Origin of the sequence: Lysinibacillus sp. NPDC058147, assembly GCF_042884205.1 — a bacterium.
Lineage (GTDB): Bacteria > Bacillota > Bacilli > Bacillales_A > Planococcaceae > Lysinibacillus.
Genome location: NZ_JBHVUJ010000003.1, coordinates 563,060 through 582,351, shown reverse-complemented (window position 1 = coordinate 582,351; position 19,292 = coordinate 563,060). Strand labels below are relative to the sequence as shown.

Annotated in this window: 18 protein-coding genes; 14 read left to right on the top strand and 4 right to left on the bottom strand. The window is 36.0% G+C overall.

Features of this window, described 5'->3' with window-relative positions; translation table 11 throughout:
* The first annotated feature begins 2 nt into the window (after nucleotides 1-2).
* The 3 genes from srtB to ACFVT8_RS12265 all read left to right on the top strand — a co-directional run bounded on the left by srtB (nucleotide 3) and on the right by ACFVT8_RS12265 (nucleotide 2,750).
* The gene (srtB, locus tag ACFVT8_RS12275) at nucleotides 3-764 is read left to right on the top strand and encodes a class B sortase (protein ID WP_387079571.1); all 762 of its coding nucleotides are present in this window, start codon (nucleotides 3-5) and stop codon (nucleotides 762-764) included.
* Between the two features lie 382 nt (nucleotides 765-1,146).
* A complete protein-coding gene (locus ACFVT8_RS12270; RefSeq protein WP_387079573.1) occupies nucleotides 1,147-1,674 on the top strand; it encodes a YceI family protein in 528 nt (175 codons plus the stop codon).
* 149 nt (nucleotides 1,675-1,823) lie between these two features.
* Nucleotides 1,824-2,750, top strand: a complete 927-nt coding sequence (locus tag ACFVT8_RS12265; RefSeq protein WP_387079575.1) for an NAD-dependent epimerase/dehydratase family protein — start codon at nucleotides 1,824-1,826, stop codon at nucleotides 2,748-2,750.
* A gap of 237 nt (nucleotides 2,751-2,987) precedes the next feature.
* Here ACFVT8_RS12265 and ACFVT8_RS12260 read toward each other — a convergent pair whose 3' ends face one another.
* Nucleotides 2,988-3,644 (bottom strand): DJ-1/PfpI family protein, encoded by a 657-nt coding sequence (locus tag ACFVT8_RS12260; protein ID WP_387079576.1) that lies wholly within the window; start codon nucleotides 3,642-3,644, stop codon nucleotides 2,988-2,990.
* Nucleotides 3,645-3,807: 163 nt separating this feature from the next.
* Nucleotides 3,808-4,401, bottom strand: coding sequence for a TetR/AcrR family transcriptional regulator (locus ACFVT8_RS12255; protein WP_387079578.1), 594 nt, complete (start codon nucleotides 4,399-4,401; stop codon nucleotides 3,808-3,810).
* Between the two features lie 279 nt (nucleotides 4,402-4,680).
* Here ACFVT8_RS12255 and ACFVT8_RS12250 point away from each other — a divergent pair, with 279 nt between their 5' ends.
* The 8 genes from ACFVT8_RS12250 (at nucleotide 4,681) to glpK (ending at nucleotide 13,801) form a co-directional block, all read left to right on the top strand.
* On the top strand, nucleotides 4,681-4,992 hold the full coding sequence (locus tag ACFVT8_RS12250; RefSeq protein WP_387079579.1) for an ArsR/SmtB family transcription factor: 312 nt from the start codon (nucleotides 4,681-4,683) through the stop codon (nucleotides 4,990-4,992).
* 150 nt (nucleotides 4,993-5,142) lie between these two features.
* Nucleotides 5,143-6,315 carry an MFS transporter gene (locus tag ACFVT8_RS12245; RefSeq protein WP_387079581.1) on the top strand — a complete coding sequence of 391 codons (1,173 nt, stop codon included), beginning with the start codon at nucleotides 5,143-5,145 and terminating at the stop codon, nucleotides 6,313-6,315.
* 269 nt (nucleotides 6,316-6,584) lie between these two features.
* Entirely contained in the window at nucleotides 6,585-7,859 is a 1,275-nt protein-coding gene (locus ACFVT8_RS12240; RefSeq protein WP_387079583.1) for an AAA family ATPase, read from the top strand.
* Nucleotides 7,856-8,431 carry an RloB family protein gene (locus ACFVT8_RS12235; protein WP_387079585.1) on the top strand — a complete coding sequence of 192 codons (576 nt, stop codon included), beginning with the start codon at nucleotides 7,856-7,858 and terminating at the stop codon, nucleotides 8,429-8,431. Before ACFVT8_RS12240 ends, ACFVT8_RS12235 begins: the two co-directional genes overlap by 4 nt.
* A 597-nt stretch (nucleotides 8,432-9,028) precedes the next feature.
* Nucleotides 9,029-10,672 carry a glycerol-3-phosphate dehydrogenase/oxidase gene (locus ACFVT8_RS12230; protein WP_387079587.1) on the top strand — a complete coding sequence of 548 codons (1,644 nt, stop codon included), beginning with the start codon at nucleotides 9,029-9,031 and terminating at the stop codon, nucleotides 10,670-10,672.
* A gap of 56 nt (nucleotides 10,673-10,728) precedes the next feature.
* The gene (locus ACFVT8_RS12225; protein WP_387079588.1) at nucleotides 10,729-11,292 is read left to right on the top strand and encodes a glycerol-3-phosphate responsive antiterminator; all 564 of its coding nucleotides are present in this window, start codon (nucleotides 10,729-10,731) and stop codon (nucleotides 11,290-11,292) included.
* Nucleotides 11,293-11,446: 154 nt separating this feature from the next.
* Nucleotides 11,447-12,250, top strand: coding sequence for an MIP/aquaporin family protein (locus ACFVT8_RS12220; protein WP_387079590.1), 804 nt, complete (start codon nucleotides 11,447-11,449; stop codon nucleotides 12,248-12,250).
* A 54-nt stretch (nucleotides 12,251-12,304) separates the two neighbouring features.
* Nucleotides 12,305-13,801 carry a glycerol kinase GlpK gene (gene glpK, locus ACFVT8_RS12215; protein ID WP_387079592.1) on the top strand — a complete coding sequence of 499 codons (1,497 nt, stop codon included), beginning with the start codon at nucleotides 12,305-12,307 and terminating at the stop codon, nucleotides 13,799-13,801.
* 246 nt (nucleotides 13,802-14,047) lie between these two features.
* Here glpK and ACFVT8_RS12210 read toward each other — a convergent pair whose 3' ends face one another.
* Entirely contained in the window at nucleotides 14,048-14,587 is a 540-nt protein-coding gene (locus ACFVT8_RS12210; protein ID WP_387079593.1) for a GNAT family N-acetyltransferase, read from the bottom strand.
* 525 nt (nucleotides 14,588-15,112) lie between these two features.
* Between ACFVT8_RS12210 and ACFVT8_RS12205 the strand changes: the two genes are divergently transcribed.
* The 3 genes from ACFVT8_RS12205 to lpdA all read left to right on the top strand — a co-directional run bounded on the left by ACFVT8_RS12205 (nucleotide 15,113) and on the right by lpdA (nucleotide 18,968).
* Nucleotides 15,113-17,179 carry a catalase gene (locus ACFVT8_RS12205; protein WP_387079595.1) on the top strand — a complete coding sequence of 689 codons (2,067 nt, stop codon included), beginning with the start codon at nucleotides 15,113-15,115 and terminating at the stop codon, nucleotides 17,177-17,179.
* Nucleotides 17,180-17,206: 27 nt separating this feature from the next.
* Nucleotides 17,207-17,413, top strand: coding sequence for a hypothetical protein (locus tag ACFVT8_RS12200; RefSeq protein ID WP_387079596.1), 207 nt, complete (start codon nucleotides 17,207-17,209; stop codon nucleotides 17,411-17,413).
* A gap of 217 nt (nucleotides 17,414-17,630) precedes the next feature.
* Nucleotides 17,631-18,968: a dihydrolipoyl dehydrogenase gene (gene lpdA / locus ACFVT8_RS12195; RefSeq protein ID WP_387079598.1), complete on the top strand. Its 1,338-nt coding sequence runs from the start codon at nucleotides 17,631-17,633 to the stop codon at nucleotides 18,966-18,968.
* A gap of 117 nt (nucleotides 18,969-19,085) precedes the next feature.
* On the opposite strand, the gene ACFVT8_RS12190 is transcribed toward lpdA, so the two are convergent.
* Nucleotides 19,086-19,244 carry a hypothetical protein gene (locus ACFVT8_RS12190; protein ID WP_387079600.1) on the bottom strand — a complete coding sequence of 53 codons (159 nt, stop codon included), beginning with the start codon at nucleotides 19,242-19,244 and terminating at the stop codon, nucleotides 19,086-19,088.
* Between the last annotated feature and the right edge of the window lie 48 nt (nucleotides 19,245-19,292).

Here is a 19,292-nt window from a genome sequence, read left to right as displayed (position 1 = left end):
ATATGATGAAAAAATGGACATCTAAGTTTTTAACATTTATATATTTAGCTATATTCTTATACTCAGCCTTTTCATTAGCCAAGTACTTATACACGTACTATGAGACTTCAAAATCACTGGAAGAAGTACAAATGATTTATCAATCAACATTGACTACCCTAGAAGATGAAGCTGTGGAAACCTCATCAACGCCTTTTACGATCCGTCTACAATTTAAAGATTTACTAACTGTCAATAACAATATTGTTGGATGGATTTCTACAGACGGGACAAAGCTCAATAATCCAATCCTGCAGGCTGAAAATAATGATTTTTATTTAAATCATAATGTTAAAGATCGAGAAAGCCGTGCAGGCAGTGTATTTATGGATTATCGTAATGATGTGCAGGATATAAACCGAAATACTATTTTGTACGGCCATGCCATGAAGAATAGTACGATGTTTGGGAGTCTTAAAAATTACTTAAATCAGCAATACGCAGACGAGCATCCTATCATTTATTTAGACACATTGTATGAAGGCTATGACGTTGAAGTCTTCGCTGCTTATGAAACTACAATTGATTTTTATTACATTGAAACAGAATTTAAGAGCAGTGATGTTTTCCTAAAATTTTTGGACGAGATTCAAGCACGCTCTGCAATCGAAATGAATGTAGAGATTGGGCCAGAAGATAAAATTCTTACACTATCCACTTGTAAGGATTCGGTCTTGAGTGACGACCATCGTTTTGTCGTTCAAGGTAAATTAGTGAAACGTTAATAAGTTAGGCAGTTTCCTACTTCATTGGGGAGCTTCTTTTTAACCAAAAGTTGTAGTTAGTAATTCCTGTAGTCGGAGAAATCACTCGGGTAGCCTATAGAACTGCTAAAGTAGAACTCGCTACCTGTGAAGAAAAAACTTGGTATTATTGATTTTAAAAAACTTATCGAAAATAACTTGACGTAAGTAAATTATTAATATATAGTAAGTTACAGAAAGTAATCAATTACTTTTCGTAACTACTTATAACTAGGATGTACGAAGAAGTAACTACAAATGTTTATCCCATAAAATTTAGGGAAACATAATTAATGTAGTTACTTCATATTTTAAAATATATCTCGAAATCGAGATAAAATCAACTTAATTGGAGGAATTTATAATGGCGAAATGGAACATTGATTTAGGACACTCAGCAATTAACTTTCAAGTAAAACACATGATGGTATCCAAAGTAAAAGGTGTATTCGATACTTATTCAGCTGATATTGAAGCGGCAGATCTTGCGGATTTAACAACAGCAAACATTAGCTTTACAATTGATCCAGCTAGCATTAATACACGTAGTGAAGATCGTGATAATCACTTAAAAGCAGCAGATTTCTTCGACGCTGAAAAATATCCAACAATTACATTCAAGTCAACAAACATTGCAAAAAAATCAGCTGATGAATATGCGGTTACAGGTGATTTAACAATTAAAGACGTAACGAAATCAGTAACATTTGATACTGAATTTAATGGTAAAGGTACGAATCCATGGGGCCAAGAAGTTTATGGCTTTGAATCTACAACATCTATTAATCGTGAAGATTTTGGCTTAACTTGGAATGCTGCATTGGAAACTGGCGGTGTTCTAGTTGGTAAAGACATCAAAATTTCAGTTGAACTTGAAGTAAACCCAGCTTAATTCTGTAAAAAGTGCTCGATACATATCGAGCACTTTTTTTTTTATCTAAAGAAAAAACATTGCCAAAAAATAACATGAGAAATAAGTTATTTGCATAATTTTAGTAAATACTGCATATAAAACATCATATTGTTTTTGGGGGCGATGGGATGAATGTATTAGTGACAGGTGGCTATGGTTTTATTGGTAGTGCAGTGGCGAGGCATTTTTTTAAAGAGGGTGCAAACGTTTATATTATTGATAATTTAAGTACAGGTCATTTACGCAATGTCGACTTTGAACATAAATCTTATCTTTTGAATGTGGAAGATGAAGTTTGTGAGCATCTCTTTAAAGAAACATCATTTGATGTGGTCATTCATTGTGCAGCGCAAACGAGTGTCCAAAAATCGATGCAAGAGCCAGTGAAGGATGTTTTAACGAATATTGTAGGGCTTAGCCAGATGCTCTTCTTATCGTCAAAGTATAAGGTAAAGCATTTTGTTTTTGCCTCGTCAGCAGCTGTTTATGGAGATAGTCACTATCCTCCATTAGAAGAAACTGATGTTAGTGAACCAATTTCGATGTATGGATTAAACAAAAGTATTGGTGAGACATACTGTGAAAAATGGCAAAAGGATTATCGTTTACCAACGTTGATTTACAGGTTTGCTAATGTATTCGGTCCACGCCAATATATGCAGGGGGAAGCGGCAGTTATTCCTAGCATGTTAAAAAGTAGCCTTGAAGGAAAGCCCTTTACGATTTATGGAGATGGCGAACAAACACGTGATTTCATATATGTAGATGACATTGCAGATGCAATTTATGCTGGTGTGCAGGCTAGATTACAGGGCATATATAATGTATCAACTAATGAGGCATGGTCGATTCATCAAGTCATTTTATTATTACAACATTTAAATCATCCTTTAGAAATTCAATATGCTCCTGCGAGAGAGGGAGATATTGAACATTCGTTTTTAAATAACGCTAAGTTGGCCAAGGCAATAGGATGGAGACCAAAAACTACTTTTGCGGAAGGCATAGAGCGTACATTGCTAGCATTACAAAATGAAAAAATAGTGGAGATTTAACTTCTTTCAGCAATATTATTTTCTGTACCGAAAGCGTAGCGACAGGTACAGAAGTCTCCCACCTCTATAGGTGGTGGATGAGTGCGGTTTTAAGTCGCTTTTCAGCGGGTGTCCAAACATCTACAGACCTAAGAACAAAGCCGATTTCGGACCCAATTATACAGAGGCATAATTACAGAGGCATAATTGATTTTAACAACGCCAAGGAGACAAGGAACCTTGGCGTTGAATTTTTATTTACATAACGAAATCTTTATTTGAAATTTCTTGAAGTGCTTTTTTCATCTTTTCGACTAATGGTGCAGGCGCTTTTTTTATAGAACCTGCATCGAATGGTGGCTGCGGATCATATTCCAAAATTAATTGGGCACCTTTGCTTATATCTTCTCCAAATTCCCAAGCTACCAATTGTAGTGCCATATCAATACCTGAAGATACACCTGCAGATGTTACGATTTTTTCATGGCGGACAACTCTTTCATCTGTTGGAATAGCGCCTAGTGATTGTAGAAGATTAAAGGATCCCCAATGACATGTTGCTACAACTCCCTTTAGTAAGCCTGCTGCGCTTAAAATCAAAGAACCGTTGCAGACTGAAGTAGTCCATTTTGTAGTGTTATTAATTTTACGAATCCAATTTAACGTTTCTTCGTCATTCATAGGATTTTTGTAGTTAGGAGGGCTACAGCCAGGAACGACTAGAATATCAGCAGAGGTAATTTCAGAAAAGCAATAATCGGCGTGCAAATAACCCATTTTTGAGTCAAGTTTGATGATTCCTTTTTGCTTAGCGACGAACTTTATTTCACATTTTTGTGTAGCGGCAAATACTTCGTATGGACCAATTGCATCTAATGCAGTAATTCCGTCAAAAAGCAAAATTGCAATTTTCATGTTAATCTCTCCTTTTTAAAAAATGATTGGATTGGTTGGTTGATTAATCGGACCGGACTGTCCGGTCCGACTTAATTTTATACGTTTATAGTCTTATTTTCCATAATTTAATTATTACATTTTAGTGAACGACTAAAAAAACTAGAGGAATTAATATATGCCTCTAGTTCTTTGATGAGTAGTATTGTAAAAGTTTTTTAATTTGCTCAATGCTATAATGCATATGCTCATTATTTAAAGACAAACGGCTCGTCATAATAGTACCTTCCAAAGTTGAAAATAAAAAGGATGCTAAAGAAAAAGAATCTATATTTTGAAGAAATTCTTTTGAATTTACTCCTTCTTCAATGATAGATTGAATAAAAAGTAATATTTGATTATGTGCTTCAGCAGCCTTTTCATGAAGCTCTGGGAAACCATAATCTGTTTCTATGGCCGTATTTAGTAGTGGACATCCCCCGTCAACAGGTGGATTATTAGCAGCATCTTGATATACCTTAAACATTGCTATTAATTTTTCAGTAGCTGAATCTTTTGATTTAGTAGCTTCTAAAAAATGATTCCAAACAATACTTAGAGAATACTCAAATGAAGCGAGAGCAATTTCATTCTTGTTTTCAAAACGTCTATAAATTGCACCTTTTGGTAATCCTGTTGTACTCATAATATCTTGAATAGAAGTTTGGCTGTAGCCTTTTTTATTAAATAAGGCTAAGGAAGTTTGGATAATGAGATCGCGAACTTTATCTTCCTTCATCGTTTCACCCTTTTTCTCACATGTGTTAGTAATTATTATATCTAAAAATGAAATAACTTTAAAATAGAGTTAAAATTTTGTGATTTAATTAACAATCTAAAAATTTATGAAAGTGATTCCACAACTAGATGGTAAAGCTATCAATTAGAAAATACAATGATTAAAGAATAAGAGAGATAAGCATCATTGCAATTAAATGTATGGATTCTGGAATAGACAGATGATTTTAACTTTTAAAACTCCGTTTACAAATCTATAAAAATAGATATAATGAATTTTATGGAACCTTCACAAATCTATAAAGCATTATCAAACGATACAAGACGTCAAATATTATTATGGTTAAAGAATCCAGAGGAATTTTTTGATGAAAAACTTTATTTACAACAAGGAATTAGTTTTCAAGTTGGAGTATGTGTAAGAGATATTCAATTGAAAGCAGGACTAGCTCAATCGGTTATCTCAAATTATTTATTAACTATGCAACAAGCTGGATTATTACAATCCGAACGTATTGGGAAGTGGACTTATTATCGTCGAAATGAGAAAACAATACAAGAATTTCGAGAGTACGTTCAAAAAGAATTATAAATAGAAAGGAGGATTTCTTTTTTTTGGTTCAATACATCTAATTATACAGATATATAGAATTATATATATTTAGTGGTTATGATTTCACATTTATCAATATTTGTCACAATGCTCAACAATTAATCAATTTAAGATTGGAGATTTTTATTAATGCGAAAAGTAAATCCTTTACTTATTTTTATACTAGCAATAGGCGTATTTGGAATTATTACAACAGAGATGAGTATTGTCGGAGTATTACCACAAATCGCTCGGAAATTTGAGATTTCAACCGCACAATCAGGTTTATTAGTGAGTATATTTGCTCTAGTTGTTGCTATCTCTGGGCCATTTTTAATATTACTTGTGTCTGGGATTAATCGTAAGCTACTTTTATTAACAACAATATTTATATTTGCTATTTCTAATATCTTTTATGCTTATACGACACATTTTGAAGTTATGCTTATTTTTCGTATTATACCTGCTGCACTTCACCCTCTATTCTTTTCAATAGCTCTTGTAACTGCAGCTAATCTTGTTCCCCCTGAAAAAAGCGGTCGAGCAGTTTCTAAAGTTTTCTTGGGAGTTACGGTTGGCTTTGCTTTAGGTGTACCATTAACTTCTTATCTTGCAGAACAGTTTTCATTAGAAATTGCTTTCTTGTTTGGAGCGATTGTAAATGCTGTAGCCTTTATAGGAATATTAATTTTGCTCCCTTCTATGCCTGTTAAAGAAAAAATGTCTTTTGGCAAGCAAGTTGGAATATTACGAAAAACCGAATTATGGTTAAATATAGGAACTGTTATATTTATTTTTGCAGCTATGTTTTCGGTATACAGTTATTTTGCTGAATACCTTGCAAAAGTCACTCTCATGAATGGCTCATTGATTAGTATTATGTTGCTAATATTTGGTGTAATAATGATTTTAGGTAATTTTTTATTTGGATCTCTTTTGCAAAGAAACTTGTTGAAAACTGTAATTTTATTTCCGGTATTATATTTATTCGTTTACTTATTCGTTTATTATTTAGGTTCTTATTTCGTTCCAATGATTTTTATGGTATTCATTTGGGGAATCGTACATTCTGGCGGTTTAATCGTTAGTCAGGCATGGTTAATAAGTGAAGCTAAAGAAGCCCCTGAATTTGGTAATAGCTTATTTGTTTCATTTTCAAATCTTGGAATTACTTTAGGAACATCCTTTGGGGGGTGGTTTATTTCTCAATTAGGAATTCAACAACTTATTTGGAGTGGCTTTATTTTTTCACTACTTTCTTTAGTATTGATATTAATAAAAATAAAACTTTTCAACTCTAGTATTCCATCGTCATCAAATTAAAATAATTGCGAGCCCCAGTAACGGAGCGAATGTTTTCTGTGCGAAAGCGAGGAGATAGCAACAATGTTTTGTCCGCTCGCTCCCAAGAAAGTGAGTAGCCCTTAGCAGAAATCGTCGTCTTCTAATTAATAAAAATGGTTAATGTATTGTTTGTTCCACGAAAATCTTTTAGCGTTTTATAGATTTATTCTGAGTAATATGTCTTTTTTCGCGGCTATAGTATAATAATTGATTAAAGGAATGTTGCGGAATTGAACGGAGGCTTAAAAGTGCTGGTAGATTTTAGAGTGAAAAATTGCTTAAGTTATAAAGATGAAACGCTATTTTCGATGGTGGCGGGAAGTCGCATTCGTAAATTAAAGGACACACATACGATGAAATTTGACTCGTTTCGCCTTGTAAAAAGTGCCTTTATTTTCGGACCAAACGGAAGTGGGAAATCAAACTTATTTACTGCTATTAAAATTTTACGTTCTTTATTGTTTAACTTTGAAAATCTTAATAATGTTAAACAACTGCGCTTGCCATACCAGCCGTTTAAGTTAGGAGGTCAGCAAGGGCAACCGACAGAATTTATGATTTCTTTATTACTAGATGGGGTACTGTACGATTATGAGGTACAGTACAATGCATCGCAGGTCCTTTATGAAAGTTTATCTAAAACGACATCTATGAAAGAGCAACTCTTTAATAGACAATGGGATGGGACAGAATATTTGTATGAAACTGTCCAAAGCTCAGCGCTAGAATTGACTAAATATACGCGTAATAATACAGCTTTCTTATCAGTATTAAATGTCTTTAATGATCCAGATGCTACGAAAATATTTGATTGGTTTTTACATAAAATACTGTTTTTAGATGAAGCAAATCGGTTATCAAGCCATCCACTTATTCGTAAACTTGAAGAGGAGCCATTTAAGAAAGAGGTTATTAAGTTACTAAAGGTTGCAGACTTTTCTATTCAAGATGTGACGGCAAGACGCGTTGAGCGTAGAGAGAAAAATACTATTGGCTATGACTTTGACACTCCAGAGGTTATTCAGGAGGTGGATATCGATTTGCACTATTTATCGTTCGATGAAGCAGGTGCGCCGATAGGGACAGAGACGATTAATTGGACGATGGATTCAAAGGGAACAGTCCGTATGCTACATATAGCATGTGTTATTGTAGATGCATACAATAAAGGGAAGACGATCTTTATAGATGAATTTGATACAGCATTTCATGTGTCTATCTGCGAATTTTTAATGGCCATTATGAATAGCAAGCGTAATGTGACAAATCAATTTGTTGTCACAAGTCATGAAATTGATTTATTAGATCAGCCACTACGTTCCGATCAAATATGGTTTGTGAATAAAAGCTTTAAAAATGAATCTGAATTGTACTCCTTATTTGATTTTGCAGATTTACAGAAGAAACGTGGAGATATTTCCTTTGCCAAGCGCTACTTAAAAGGAGAATTTGGGGCTACACCGGTTATTAATGAATATTTATCAGATCAATATCTAGATGAAGTGGAGGTATCTGAGCAGTGAGAGTGCGTCAACAAGGTAATCGAACACTGCGTAAAACAGTTTTAATTTATTGTGAAGGTGAGACCGAACGCATTTATTTTGAGCAAATGCGTATTTTAAAGCGCTCAAAAATGGTAAGTGTCAAAATAAAAAACGTTAAGCGTTCAGCTATTAAGCTAGCCCAGCATGCCTATCGGGATTCAAGCTATCAATATTTTGATGAGGTTTGGATTGTTTTTGATAAGGATGATCTAACCGAAAAGCAATTAGAGGAAGTTAATGACTTTTGCGAGGAGAATAATATTCATATTGCCTATTCAAATGAAGCATTCGAATTATGGCTATTGTTGCATTTTGAAGAAGTCGATCTATCTGAAAAATATCCTCGTGCTGTATTAAATGACAAGATGGAGCAGTATCTTGGGGTAACACGTTATTTTCGTCATAAAGCGGATGAATCAGTCATTGCACCTATCGCATTCCGACATGAGGTCGCTATTAAAAATTGCACAGATATGATGGCACTTCGTAAGACGAAAAGCCGTGACAATCCTTATTGCAACATACATGAAATGATACAATACATATTTTAACTTCTGGAGTTCTTTATGTTAGCCTAAAATCATCACATCCATGCGATAACGGCTAACTGGCCTGCATCGGTGCTGTCGTTTCGCTTTTACGCAAAAAACATCATGTTGCTGTCGCTGCGTTAGCACTACGCTTTCGCACAAAAAACATTTGCAGGCCTAAGCACAAAGCCAATTCCGGACGCATTGCTATTCAGCAGGTTTTCTATTACTTAATGGAGAACCTGCTATTTTTATTTCTCATCACAAAGGGTGGAAGTATGACATATATTAAGTTGATTGTAGTGTTTTTATTTTTTTATCTTCTACTCAAAAATGTAGGTAAATAAATTTTTTGTATTTGGGAACAATATCTGAAGCCATGACAATTGAACTGTACATATGACACGTCCTTAAACCTATAAATGATTGAAAAGTGTATGTTGTATTCGTAATCTTTCTAGATGATCTACCTTGCCTTTTCTTTCTAAACCGATTACAATGAAATTAAGTTAATATACTAGGTTTGAGCGATTGAGAGACCATTAAAAACATATGTACATTTGTACATGTGCTTTTAATGGTCTCTTTTTTTCGCTTTAAATAAGGAGGAATTTCATTATGAGCACAGCTTCAGCAATACAACGTCAACAAACGATTGTAGAATTAGAAAGTAAAGAATATGATTTATTGGTTATCGGTGGTGGGATTACAGGTTGTGGTATCGCACTTGATGCAATTGCTCGTGGACTATCTGTAGCGTTAGTTGAAATGCAAGACTTCGCCGCTGGTACTTCTAGTCGTTCGACAAAATTAGTGCACGGTGGACTTCGTTATTTAAAACAATTTGAAATAAAAGAGGTTGCAGATTTAGGAAAAGAGCGTGCGATCGTTTATGAAAATGGACCACATGTAACAACTCCTGTTTGGATGCTACTGCCATTTCATAAAGGAGGCACATTTGGTAAATTCTCGACGAATATAGGTTTACGTGTCTATGATTTTTTAGCAGGGGTTAAACGTTCTGAACGTCGATATATGTTAAATGCTGCAAAAACAATGGAAAAAGAACCTTTGGTCAAAGCCGAGGAATTGCGTGGCGGCGGTGTATATGTAGAATATCGTACAGATGACGCACGTCTGACTGTCGAAGTTGCTAAAGCTGCTATCGAAAAAGGAGCTACACTCATTAACTATACAAAGGCAGAGAACTTTTTATACAATGACGAAAAGAAAATTAATGGTATCGTAGCACAAGATTTGATTGCCCATAACACGTTTAATATTCGTGCAAAAAAAGTTGTGAATGCTGCGGGTCCATGGGTAGATGAGGTTCGTAAAATCGAAGGGAAACAAAATGGTAAGCACTTAATTTTATCAAAAGGTGTGCACATCGTTTTTGATGAATCTAAATTCCCATTACGTCAAGCGGTCTATTTTGATACTCCTGATGGTCGTATGGTGTTTGCGATTCCTCGAGATGGGAAAACATATGTTGGAACGACAGATACATTTTACGAAGGCGATGCTCGAGAAATGAATATCCATCAAGAAGATCGCGATTATATTATGAAGGCAATTCATTATATGTTCCCAAAAGTTAATGTTACTGATGCAGATATCGAATCAAGCTGGGCAGGTGTTCGTCCATTAATTCATGAGGAAGGTAAAAATCCATCTGAAATTTCCCGTAAGGACGAAGTATGGGAATCTGCATCTGGTCTCGTGACAATTGCTGGTGGTAAATTAACTGGTTATCGTAAAATGGCTGAAACAGTTTTAAATAAGATTGCACAAGATTTAGAACAAAAATTTGGCATAACATCAAAACCATGTTATACAAAGCAAATTCACATTTCTGGTGGGGATGTTGGTGGCTCTAAAAACTTACATGCCTTCGTGGCAAAACGAACAAAAATGGGTGTCGATCTTGGGTTATCAGAAGCGGAAGCAAAACATTTAGCACATCATTACGGTTCAAATGTAGATACTGTTTTTGAATATGCTAAAGAAAAACATCCAGTTTTACCACAAGGGTTATACGCTCAGCTACTGTATGGTATTCATCAGGAAATGGTTGTTCATCCAAACGACTTTATGATTCGTCGTACAGCGTATATGTTCTTTAATATCGCTCTTGTAAAACAATATAAAGATGCGATATTAGATGAAATGGCAAAACAATTACATTGGTCTACTGAACAACGTATGCAATATGAAAAAGATTTAAATATAGAAATAACAAGAGCTACAACTGCATTATAATAAAAAGGAGGGTCGTCTTAATGGCGGCCTGACTTTTTGAATAAAGGGGAAATCAAATGAATTTCAATGATCAACAAATCATTCCCGCAGCACGAACAGTTAAGCAATTTGATGAAATATTAAATAGTCGATTCGAATACATTGTTCTATTAGAAGTGCATATTAGTTTGCTCATGTCCATAAAACGAGAAGCAGATCGTAACGGTAAAAAATTAATTATTCATGCAGATTTAATTCATGGGTTAAAAACGGATAATTTTGCAGCTGATTTTTTATGCAATGATATCCGTCCAGCAGGTATAATTTCCACTCGATCTAATATGTTAATAAAAGCAAAATCTCGTGGGATTATTGCAATTCAGCGCGTCTTTTTAATTGATACGATTGCACTAGAAAAAAGCTTTTCAATGATTGAATCAGCGAAGCCAGATTATATTGAATTATTACCGGGCATCATTCCTTCAATGATTTCAGAAGTACACCAGCGAACAAAAATTCCTGTTATTACAGGTGGACTAGTCCGCACTGTTGAAAGTATAGAGGAAGCGTTATCCGCTGGAGCAGTAGCGATTACGACATCAAATAAGAAGTTGTGGGAAAATTTCCAAAAATATTGTTGACTATGTATATTATTTTCTCTACAATGTACATAAGTTAAAAAGCGCGTGGTTAGGAAAAGGAACCCACATTTATTCATCTGCATTTCAACATGCAGTTTGTTTAAGTGTGGGTTTATTTTTTTACTAAGTGCACTATTACAAAGGGGGGTCTTGTATGTCAACATTTACAGCTGAGCTTGTCGGCACGATGATTCTTATTTTATTCGGTGGTGGCGTTGTTGCAGGTGTATCACTTCACAAATCGAAAGGTTTTGGCGGTGGATGGGTAGTAATTACATTCGCTTGGGGTCTAGGTGTGGCTATGGCTGCATATGCTGTTGGTGGTATTAGTGGGGCTCATTTAAATCCTGCTTTAACGATCGCGCTTGCTTCAATCGGTAATTTCCCGTGGGAAGACGTACCTACTTACATTGCTGCACAATTAATTGGTGCATTTTTGGGTGGGGTACTCGTTTATTTTATGTATTTACCACATTGGAAAGGTACGAAAGATCCGGAAGCAAAACTGGCTGTATTTTCTACGATGCCTGCTATTAAACATCCACTATCAAATTTAATTTCAGAAATGATTGGTACATTTATACTTGTTTTAGGTATCCTAGCATTAGGAACAAATACAATTACGGATGGCTTAAATCCATTTCTAGTTGGTATGCTTATTGTAGTCATCGGTATGGCATTAGGTGGTCCTACTGGTTATGCAATTAACCCAGCACGTGACCTAGGTCCACGTATAGCTCATTTTTTCTTACCGATCCCAGGTAAACGTGATTCAGGGTGGTCATATGCATGGATTCCAGTTGTAGGTCCAATTATCGGTGGTACATTTGGTGCCCTATTTTTCAAACAAATTTTTGAAGGGGAAAATAGTATCGCATTTTGGGTGTTTGCTATTATCGTAGTTATTATTTTTATCAGTGCTCAAATGACAGTGAATAATGTTAAAAGTGAAGAGTAAATCAATTATGCCTTGGCATAATTGCGATTAAAAAAATCATTGGAGGTATGACCGATGTCAGAAAAAAAATATATTTTAGCTTTGGACCAAGGTACAACAAGCTCACGTGCTATTTTGTTTGATGAAAAAGGGAGCATTCTCCACGTTGCACAACAAGAATTCCCGCAATATTTCCCACAATCAGGATGGGTTGAACATCACGCAGAAGAAATTTGGTCTTCTATACTTTCTTGTATCGCTACAGTGCTTTCAGCAAAAAATATTGAATCACATCAAATTGCTGGGATCGGTATTACAAACCAACGCGAAACAACTGTTGTTTGGGATAAACATACAGGGAAACCAATTTATAATGCGATTGTATGGCAATCACGCCAAACGAACGCTATTTGTGAGGAATTGAAAGAAAACGGTTACAATGATTTATTCCGTGATAAAACAGGTTTATTAATCGATGCATACTTCTCAGGTACAAAAGTAAAATGGATTTTAGACAATGTTGAAGGTGCTCGTGAAAAAGCAGAAGCAGGCGATTTATTATTCGGTACAATTGATACGTGGTTAATATGGAAGTTAACAGGTGGTAAAGTCCATGTTACAGATTATTCAAATGCTTCTCGTACGTTAATGTACAATATTTATGATTTAAAATGGGATGAAGAAATATTAGATATTTTGGGCGTCCCTGCTTCTATGCTTCCCGAAGTTCGTCCTTCTTCAGAAGTGTATGGATATACGGAGGAAGCTCTGTTCTTTGGTTCGGCTGTTCCAATTGCAGGGGCTGCGGGTGATCAACAAGCTGCTCTATTCGGTCAGGCTTGTTTCGAAGAAGGTATGGTTAAAAACACTTACGGTACGGGCTGCTTTATGCTGATGAATACTGGTGAAAAGGCAGTAAAATCAGAGAACGGTTTATTAACTACGCTTGCATGGGGCTTAAATGGCAAGGTTACTTACGCTTTAGAAGGTAGTATTTTCGTAGCTGGCTCTGCTATTCAATGGTTACGCGACGGTTTACGAATGTTCCGTTCTGCTTCAGAATCTGAGCAATATGCTGCACGTGTAGAGTCGGCTGATGGCGTTTATGTAGTTCCTGCATTCGTTGGTCTAGGTACACCTTATTGGGATTCAGATGTACGAGGTGCAGTCTTCGGTTTAACGCGTGGTACTTCTAAAGAACATTTTGTACGTGCAACATTAGAATCGTTAGCGTATCAAACAAAAGACGTACTTGGTGCAATGGAAGCGGATGCCAATATCCCACTAACGAAATTACGTGTAGATGGTGGTGCAGTTGCAAACAATTTCTTAATGCAATTCCAATCAGATTTATTAAATGTTCCTGTTGATCGTCCAGTCATTAACGAAACAACAGCTTTAGGTGCTGCGTATTTAGCAGGTTTAGCAGTTGGCTTCTGGAAAACAACAGATGAAATTAGTGAGTATTGGAATTTAGATCGTCAATTCACACCTAATATGGATGACTCACATCGTGAAGAAATTTATGCAGGCTGGAAAAAAGCTGTAGCAGCTGCTCAAGCGTTTAAATAGAAAACATAGCTGAATAATGATGAAAAAACCTTGATAGGTAATTTGAAGCGGATTCCGGTTGTTAGACAAAAATCTAACTTTGGGGGCGCTTCAGTTGCCAATCAAGGTTTTGTTTTGAGTAAATGTTTAAAGTATGTGTAAATATCATTGATACGCATAATCAGGAAATGCGGGTATACAACGGTAAGCCCATTTTCTTGACGGTACTCCATATCACTATTTTAGTCTGAGTTATTTGAATATACATTATTTTTCAGAATTGTTAAATCGAAAAATAAGTTGATTTCCATTAAAAGTTTCACCGTATTCCTCACTGTAAGCTCCACTAGTATAATTAGAAATTGTCTTCCTCCAAAATTTTTGTCCAGCAATGTTTTTTTCTAATGGATTAGTAAACAACTCCCAATTCCCTTTAAATTTTTCAAATACCATATTTGCAGCAAGTTCAGCAATACCTCTACCTCTTAATGATTGAATTAAAAAGAATTCATTTAAAAAATAATCAATTCCTTTATTACAATGTGGAGGGGATGCTACTAGAATAAACCCCGCTGGTATCCCATCGACTAAAATTGAGTAGGGGAATAAAATATCTGGCTTTTCCCACCAAATATTCTGAACTTCATACTGGTCTATTAATGTTCGGAAGTCATCACTATCCTCGTAAATTCCGTGTACATTTGGTAGATTACCATAATGTCCTGATAGGTCATATAAATACAAAGGGTAAAAGTTTTTAATAATATACCCATTATTTTTATCAGTTAATTGTATATCAATTTTCATTGGTTTCTCCTTCGATTTAATCAATTTTTACAGGGTCGATCATTTCGAACAAAAGTGGAGTATTCATTATAAAGTTTTTTATGTACGCTTGGGCGTACTTTTGTTCAATTAACTGGCTGTTTCTCTAGGATGGATGCGTGGTGGCAGTAATCCTCATCATAAATATGATGAGGAAACTTTCAAGCGTCTGAACATAGTCTTTTTCAAGCTTTCTAACAGACCCCCTTTCTTTTGTAATAAATCCAAGCTATATGTTTCTACTTACATTATTTCTATTAGGACTACTAGATATCCTTCAAAATGTTTAACTAAGCAACATGAGTTCAATAAGGTACATCTAAATGCCTTTTTGCTAACGGAGCAGAAGAATTAAAAGGTGGAATTTTAGGTTCAGTCTACCTTGAATAATAGGAGTATAAATAAATGATTAAACTCATTTCTGTTTCAAAACCTTAAGACATGTTTATTCCAGACAAACATATAGTGTATATTGAGAATTATGAGTATTGGACGAAAGGGGATTGCGTGGATAATTCTAAGTCGAATCAGCGCAAAGATTTAGATGAAAATGCAAAGAATCAGCAGCTAGAGCCGTTTCGTGTCGATAATGAAGGAAAAAAGATGACGACGAATCAGGGGCTAAAAGTTTCGAATGATGAGAATTCGTTGAAAGCTGGAGTTCGTGGGCCAACCATTATGGAGGATTTTCACTTTCGAGAGAAAATAACGCATTTTGATCATGAACGTATTCCAGAGCGTGTTGTGCATGCGAGGGGCTTTGCAGCACATGGAGAATTTGAGTTGTATGAATCAATGGGGGAATATACTAAAGCAAGCTTTTTGCAGGACCCTAATAAGAAAACACCTGTATTTGTCAGATTTTCAACAGTGGTTGGAAGCTTAGGTTCGATGGATACTGCTCGTGATGTTCGTGGTTTTGCGACGAAATTTTACACGGATGAAGGCAATTATGATTTAGTTGGTAATAATATACCTGTTTTTTTTATTCAGGATGCCATTAAGTTTCCTGATTTAATTCACGCAGTAAAGCCTGAACCTCACAATGAAATGCCACAAGCAGCCTCAGCTCACGATACGTTTTGGGATTTTGTGGCGAATAATCAGGAAATTGCGCATATGATTATGTGGCATATGTCTGATCGTGCAATACCTAGAAGTTTTCGAATGATGGAAGGCTTCGGTGTTCATGCTTTTCGTTTCGTCAATGATAAAGGAAAATCGAGGTTTGTAAAATTTCATTGGAAGCCTGTGTTAGGGGTTCATTCACTCATTTGGGATGAAGCACAAATTATTGCTGGAAAGGATCCAGATTTTCAACGACGCGATTTATGGGAATCAATTGAGATAGGTGATTATCCAGAATATGAGCTCGGTGTACAAATGCTTGAGCCAGAGGACGAATTTAAATTTGAATTTGATATTTTGGATGCAACAAAGCTGTGGCCAGAAGAGATAGTGCCAGTTAAAAAGATTGGGAAAATGACCTTGAATCGTAATGTGGATAATGTTTTCGCTGAAACTGAGCAAGTCGCCTTCCACCCTGGGAATGTTGTACCAGGCATAGATTTTACAAATGATCCACTTTTGCAAGGGAGGCTATTTTCTTATTTAGATACACAGCTAATACGTCTAGGGGGGCCAAACTTTTCTGAAATACCGATTAACCGATCCATCTGTCCATTTCATAACAATCAGCGCAATGGCTTTAGTCGTCAAACTATTAATATAGGAAAAGTGAGCTATCATAAAAATTCCTTGGCTAATAATACACCATCAACTTCAACGGCAAAGGAAGGTGGCTTTGTCCATTATGAAGAAAAGGTTGAAGGACGTATCACACGAGCACGTAGTAAATCCTTTGATGATCATTTTTCACAGGCAAGGCTGTTTTGGAATAGTATGTCACCCCCTGAAAAACAGCATATCATCGATGCCTTTAGTTTTGAGGTAGGGAAGGTGAAAAGTAAGTCAGTTCGCCAACAGGTTGTCGACATGTTTGTCCGTGTTGATAAAGCAATGGCAACGACTGTGGCCGATAATGTTGGTGTTAATCGTCCAAAAGGTGAACAAATAAATGTCACGTTATCATCACCTGCACTTAGTCAAGCTAATACTATAAAAATGCCACAAACACTTAAAGTAGGCGTGCTAATAGGTGATGGATTTGACGCAAATGAAGTTGGGGAAATACTGAAATATTTAACAAGACAGGGTGTTCGATACAGTATTATTTCCGACAGATTAGGGGTTGTTACAAGTAGTGATGGCGTTCAGTTAACAGCAAGTGACACATTTATTACTACGGATGCGGTACTATTTGACTCGTTATATGTTGTAGGCGTAAAAGCAAAAAATCAGGCAAAGTTTAATTCACATATTGTAAATTATATCAACGAAGCGTATAGACATTACAAACCGATTGGCATAGCTACATCTGGAACAACATTTTTTAATATGTCCAATGCCAATGTAGGCCCAGGAATCGTGTTGGCAACTGGCGACAAAGATTTCGCTAAAAAATTTGTAAAAGCAATCGCTCAACAACGCTTTTGGGAACGGAATATTTATTAACTTTACGCGAGTCACAGGAGAATATCCGTGGAGCCGAGCGAATACCTGCGGGTGGAGAGAAAACCCGCAGAAGCCGAGCAATTATCCGCGAAGCAGGAGAATACCCGCGAAGCAGGAGAATACCCGTGGAAGCCGAGCAAATACCCGCGGAAGCAAAGCGAACATCCGTGGGCAGAGCAAAATACCCACGAAAGAGAAGCAGTACCCTTTCAAGACGCTTTACATTTTATTTGAAATACCACATCCATATGGAAAAAATGATTATAAAAATAAAGTCTCTCATTGTTCAAAATGAATAGTGAGGGACATTTTCGTTTATTGCACCTTAAATTCTAGTGTTGCTGATGGTTTGTATTCGTTGGAGTAGACAAAGGATTTCTGCATTCACTGTATCCCCATGGCATTGCATTCAAATTTTGTAAATGCTATGGTGGTAAACGAGGTGAATTTCATGGAAAAATTTGATATTGCAATTATTGGCGCAGGTCCTGGGGGCTATGTAGCAGCCATTCATGCAGCAAAAAGTGGTAAAAAGGTCGCTTTAGTAGAGCGTTATAAAGTAGGAGGAGCCTGTTATAATGTCGGCTGTATTCCTTCGAAAATATTATTGGAGCATAGTAAACTCATTCAAGAAATTCAACGTGGTAATGACTGGGGTATTGAAACTCCTACAGTCAATGTGAATTTTCCACGATTGATGAAACGTAAGGATGCGATTATTGACGAGCTTTTAACGAATATTGAGGGCTATATTTTGAACAATCAAATTACCTTTTATCGAGGAGAAGCGGCAGTATCTAATGATTTAACTGTAACAGTCGGAAGTGAGACCTTTACAGCAACGGATATCATTTTAGCAACCGGGAGTAAACCATTTGTACCGCCTTTTAAAGGGTTAGAGACGTCTTCCTTTTATACAACGGATACATTTTTTGATTTAAAAGAGTTACCTAAGCAGTTAACGATTATCGGTGGAGGCGTTATTGCAGTAGAGATGGCATTTAGTTTAGCACCACTTGGAACAAAGGTGACGGTGCTGAATCATAGTGAAGACATTTTACAGACAGAAGAGCCAGATGCACGACCACTTATTCGTGAAAAGATGGAAAAGCTTAATATTGAGCTTGTGACAGATTTCCAATTTGAACATTTTAATGGCAATGAAATTTATACTTCTAAAGGCATTTATACATATGAAAATCTACTGTTTGCAACAGGGCGACGCCCGAATACAGAAATAGCTCAGCAACTTGGTCTAGCATTCGATGGTCGATTGATTGCTGTCAATGAGCATCTCGAAACAAGTCAGCCACACATTTATGCTATAGGTGACTTAGTTGGTGGTTACCAGCTAGCTCATTCAGCGAGTGCAGAGGGAATTCATGTTGTGGAGCATATTTTGGGGAATAAGCCGGCATTAATTGATCAAACATCGATTCCTCGCTGTGTTTATACTCATCCTGAAATTGCGACATTTGGTTTACTGGAAGAGCAGGTTACAGAACCTTATACGGTGACTCAAATGCCTTTACATACAAACCCTAAGGCATTAATGGAAGAAAATACAGTGGGCTTCATAAAGCTTATTGCGACGAAAAAGGGAGGACGTATTTTAGGAGCGTGTGTTGTTGCTGATGGGGCAACAGAAATATTAAATGCTATTTTAGCTACTAAAAATGCTGGTGGCACGGCCCACACTCTTGCAAATATGATTTTTCCACATCCTACAGTATCAGAACATATTGGGGATGCTGCAAAAGCTATTTTTGATAAAGCAATTCACCATTAATGGTCTCAAAACTACATTTTTCAGTGGAATGTTATTAGTAAACTAAAAATTCCATTTCAGTATGAAGTACAAAAAATAGCGCATTATAGGAAATAACCTCCTATAACGCGCTATTTTTTAATTAGCTTCAGGTTCTTCTGTTGTTTTCTCGACCGGTATTGTAGAGAGATATAAGAAAGCCTCATCTTGCAATAGCAATAATTTTTCTTCACAAATACCGTGTGCTAATGGTCCAGAAAAAATAGATTCCCACCAAGTTCCTGTTGTTGTTGTCATGCATCTACGCCCCCGTTTCAATTTTCGATATGTAGTTGTAAATTTCCT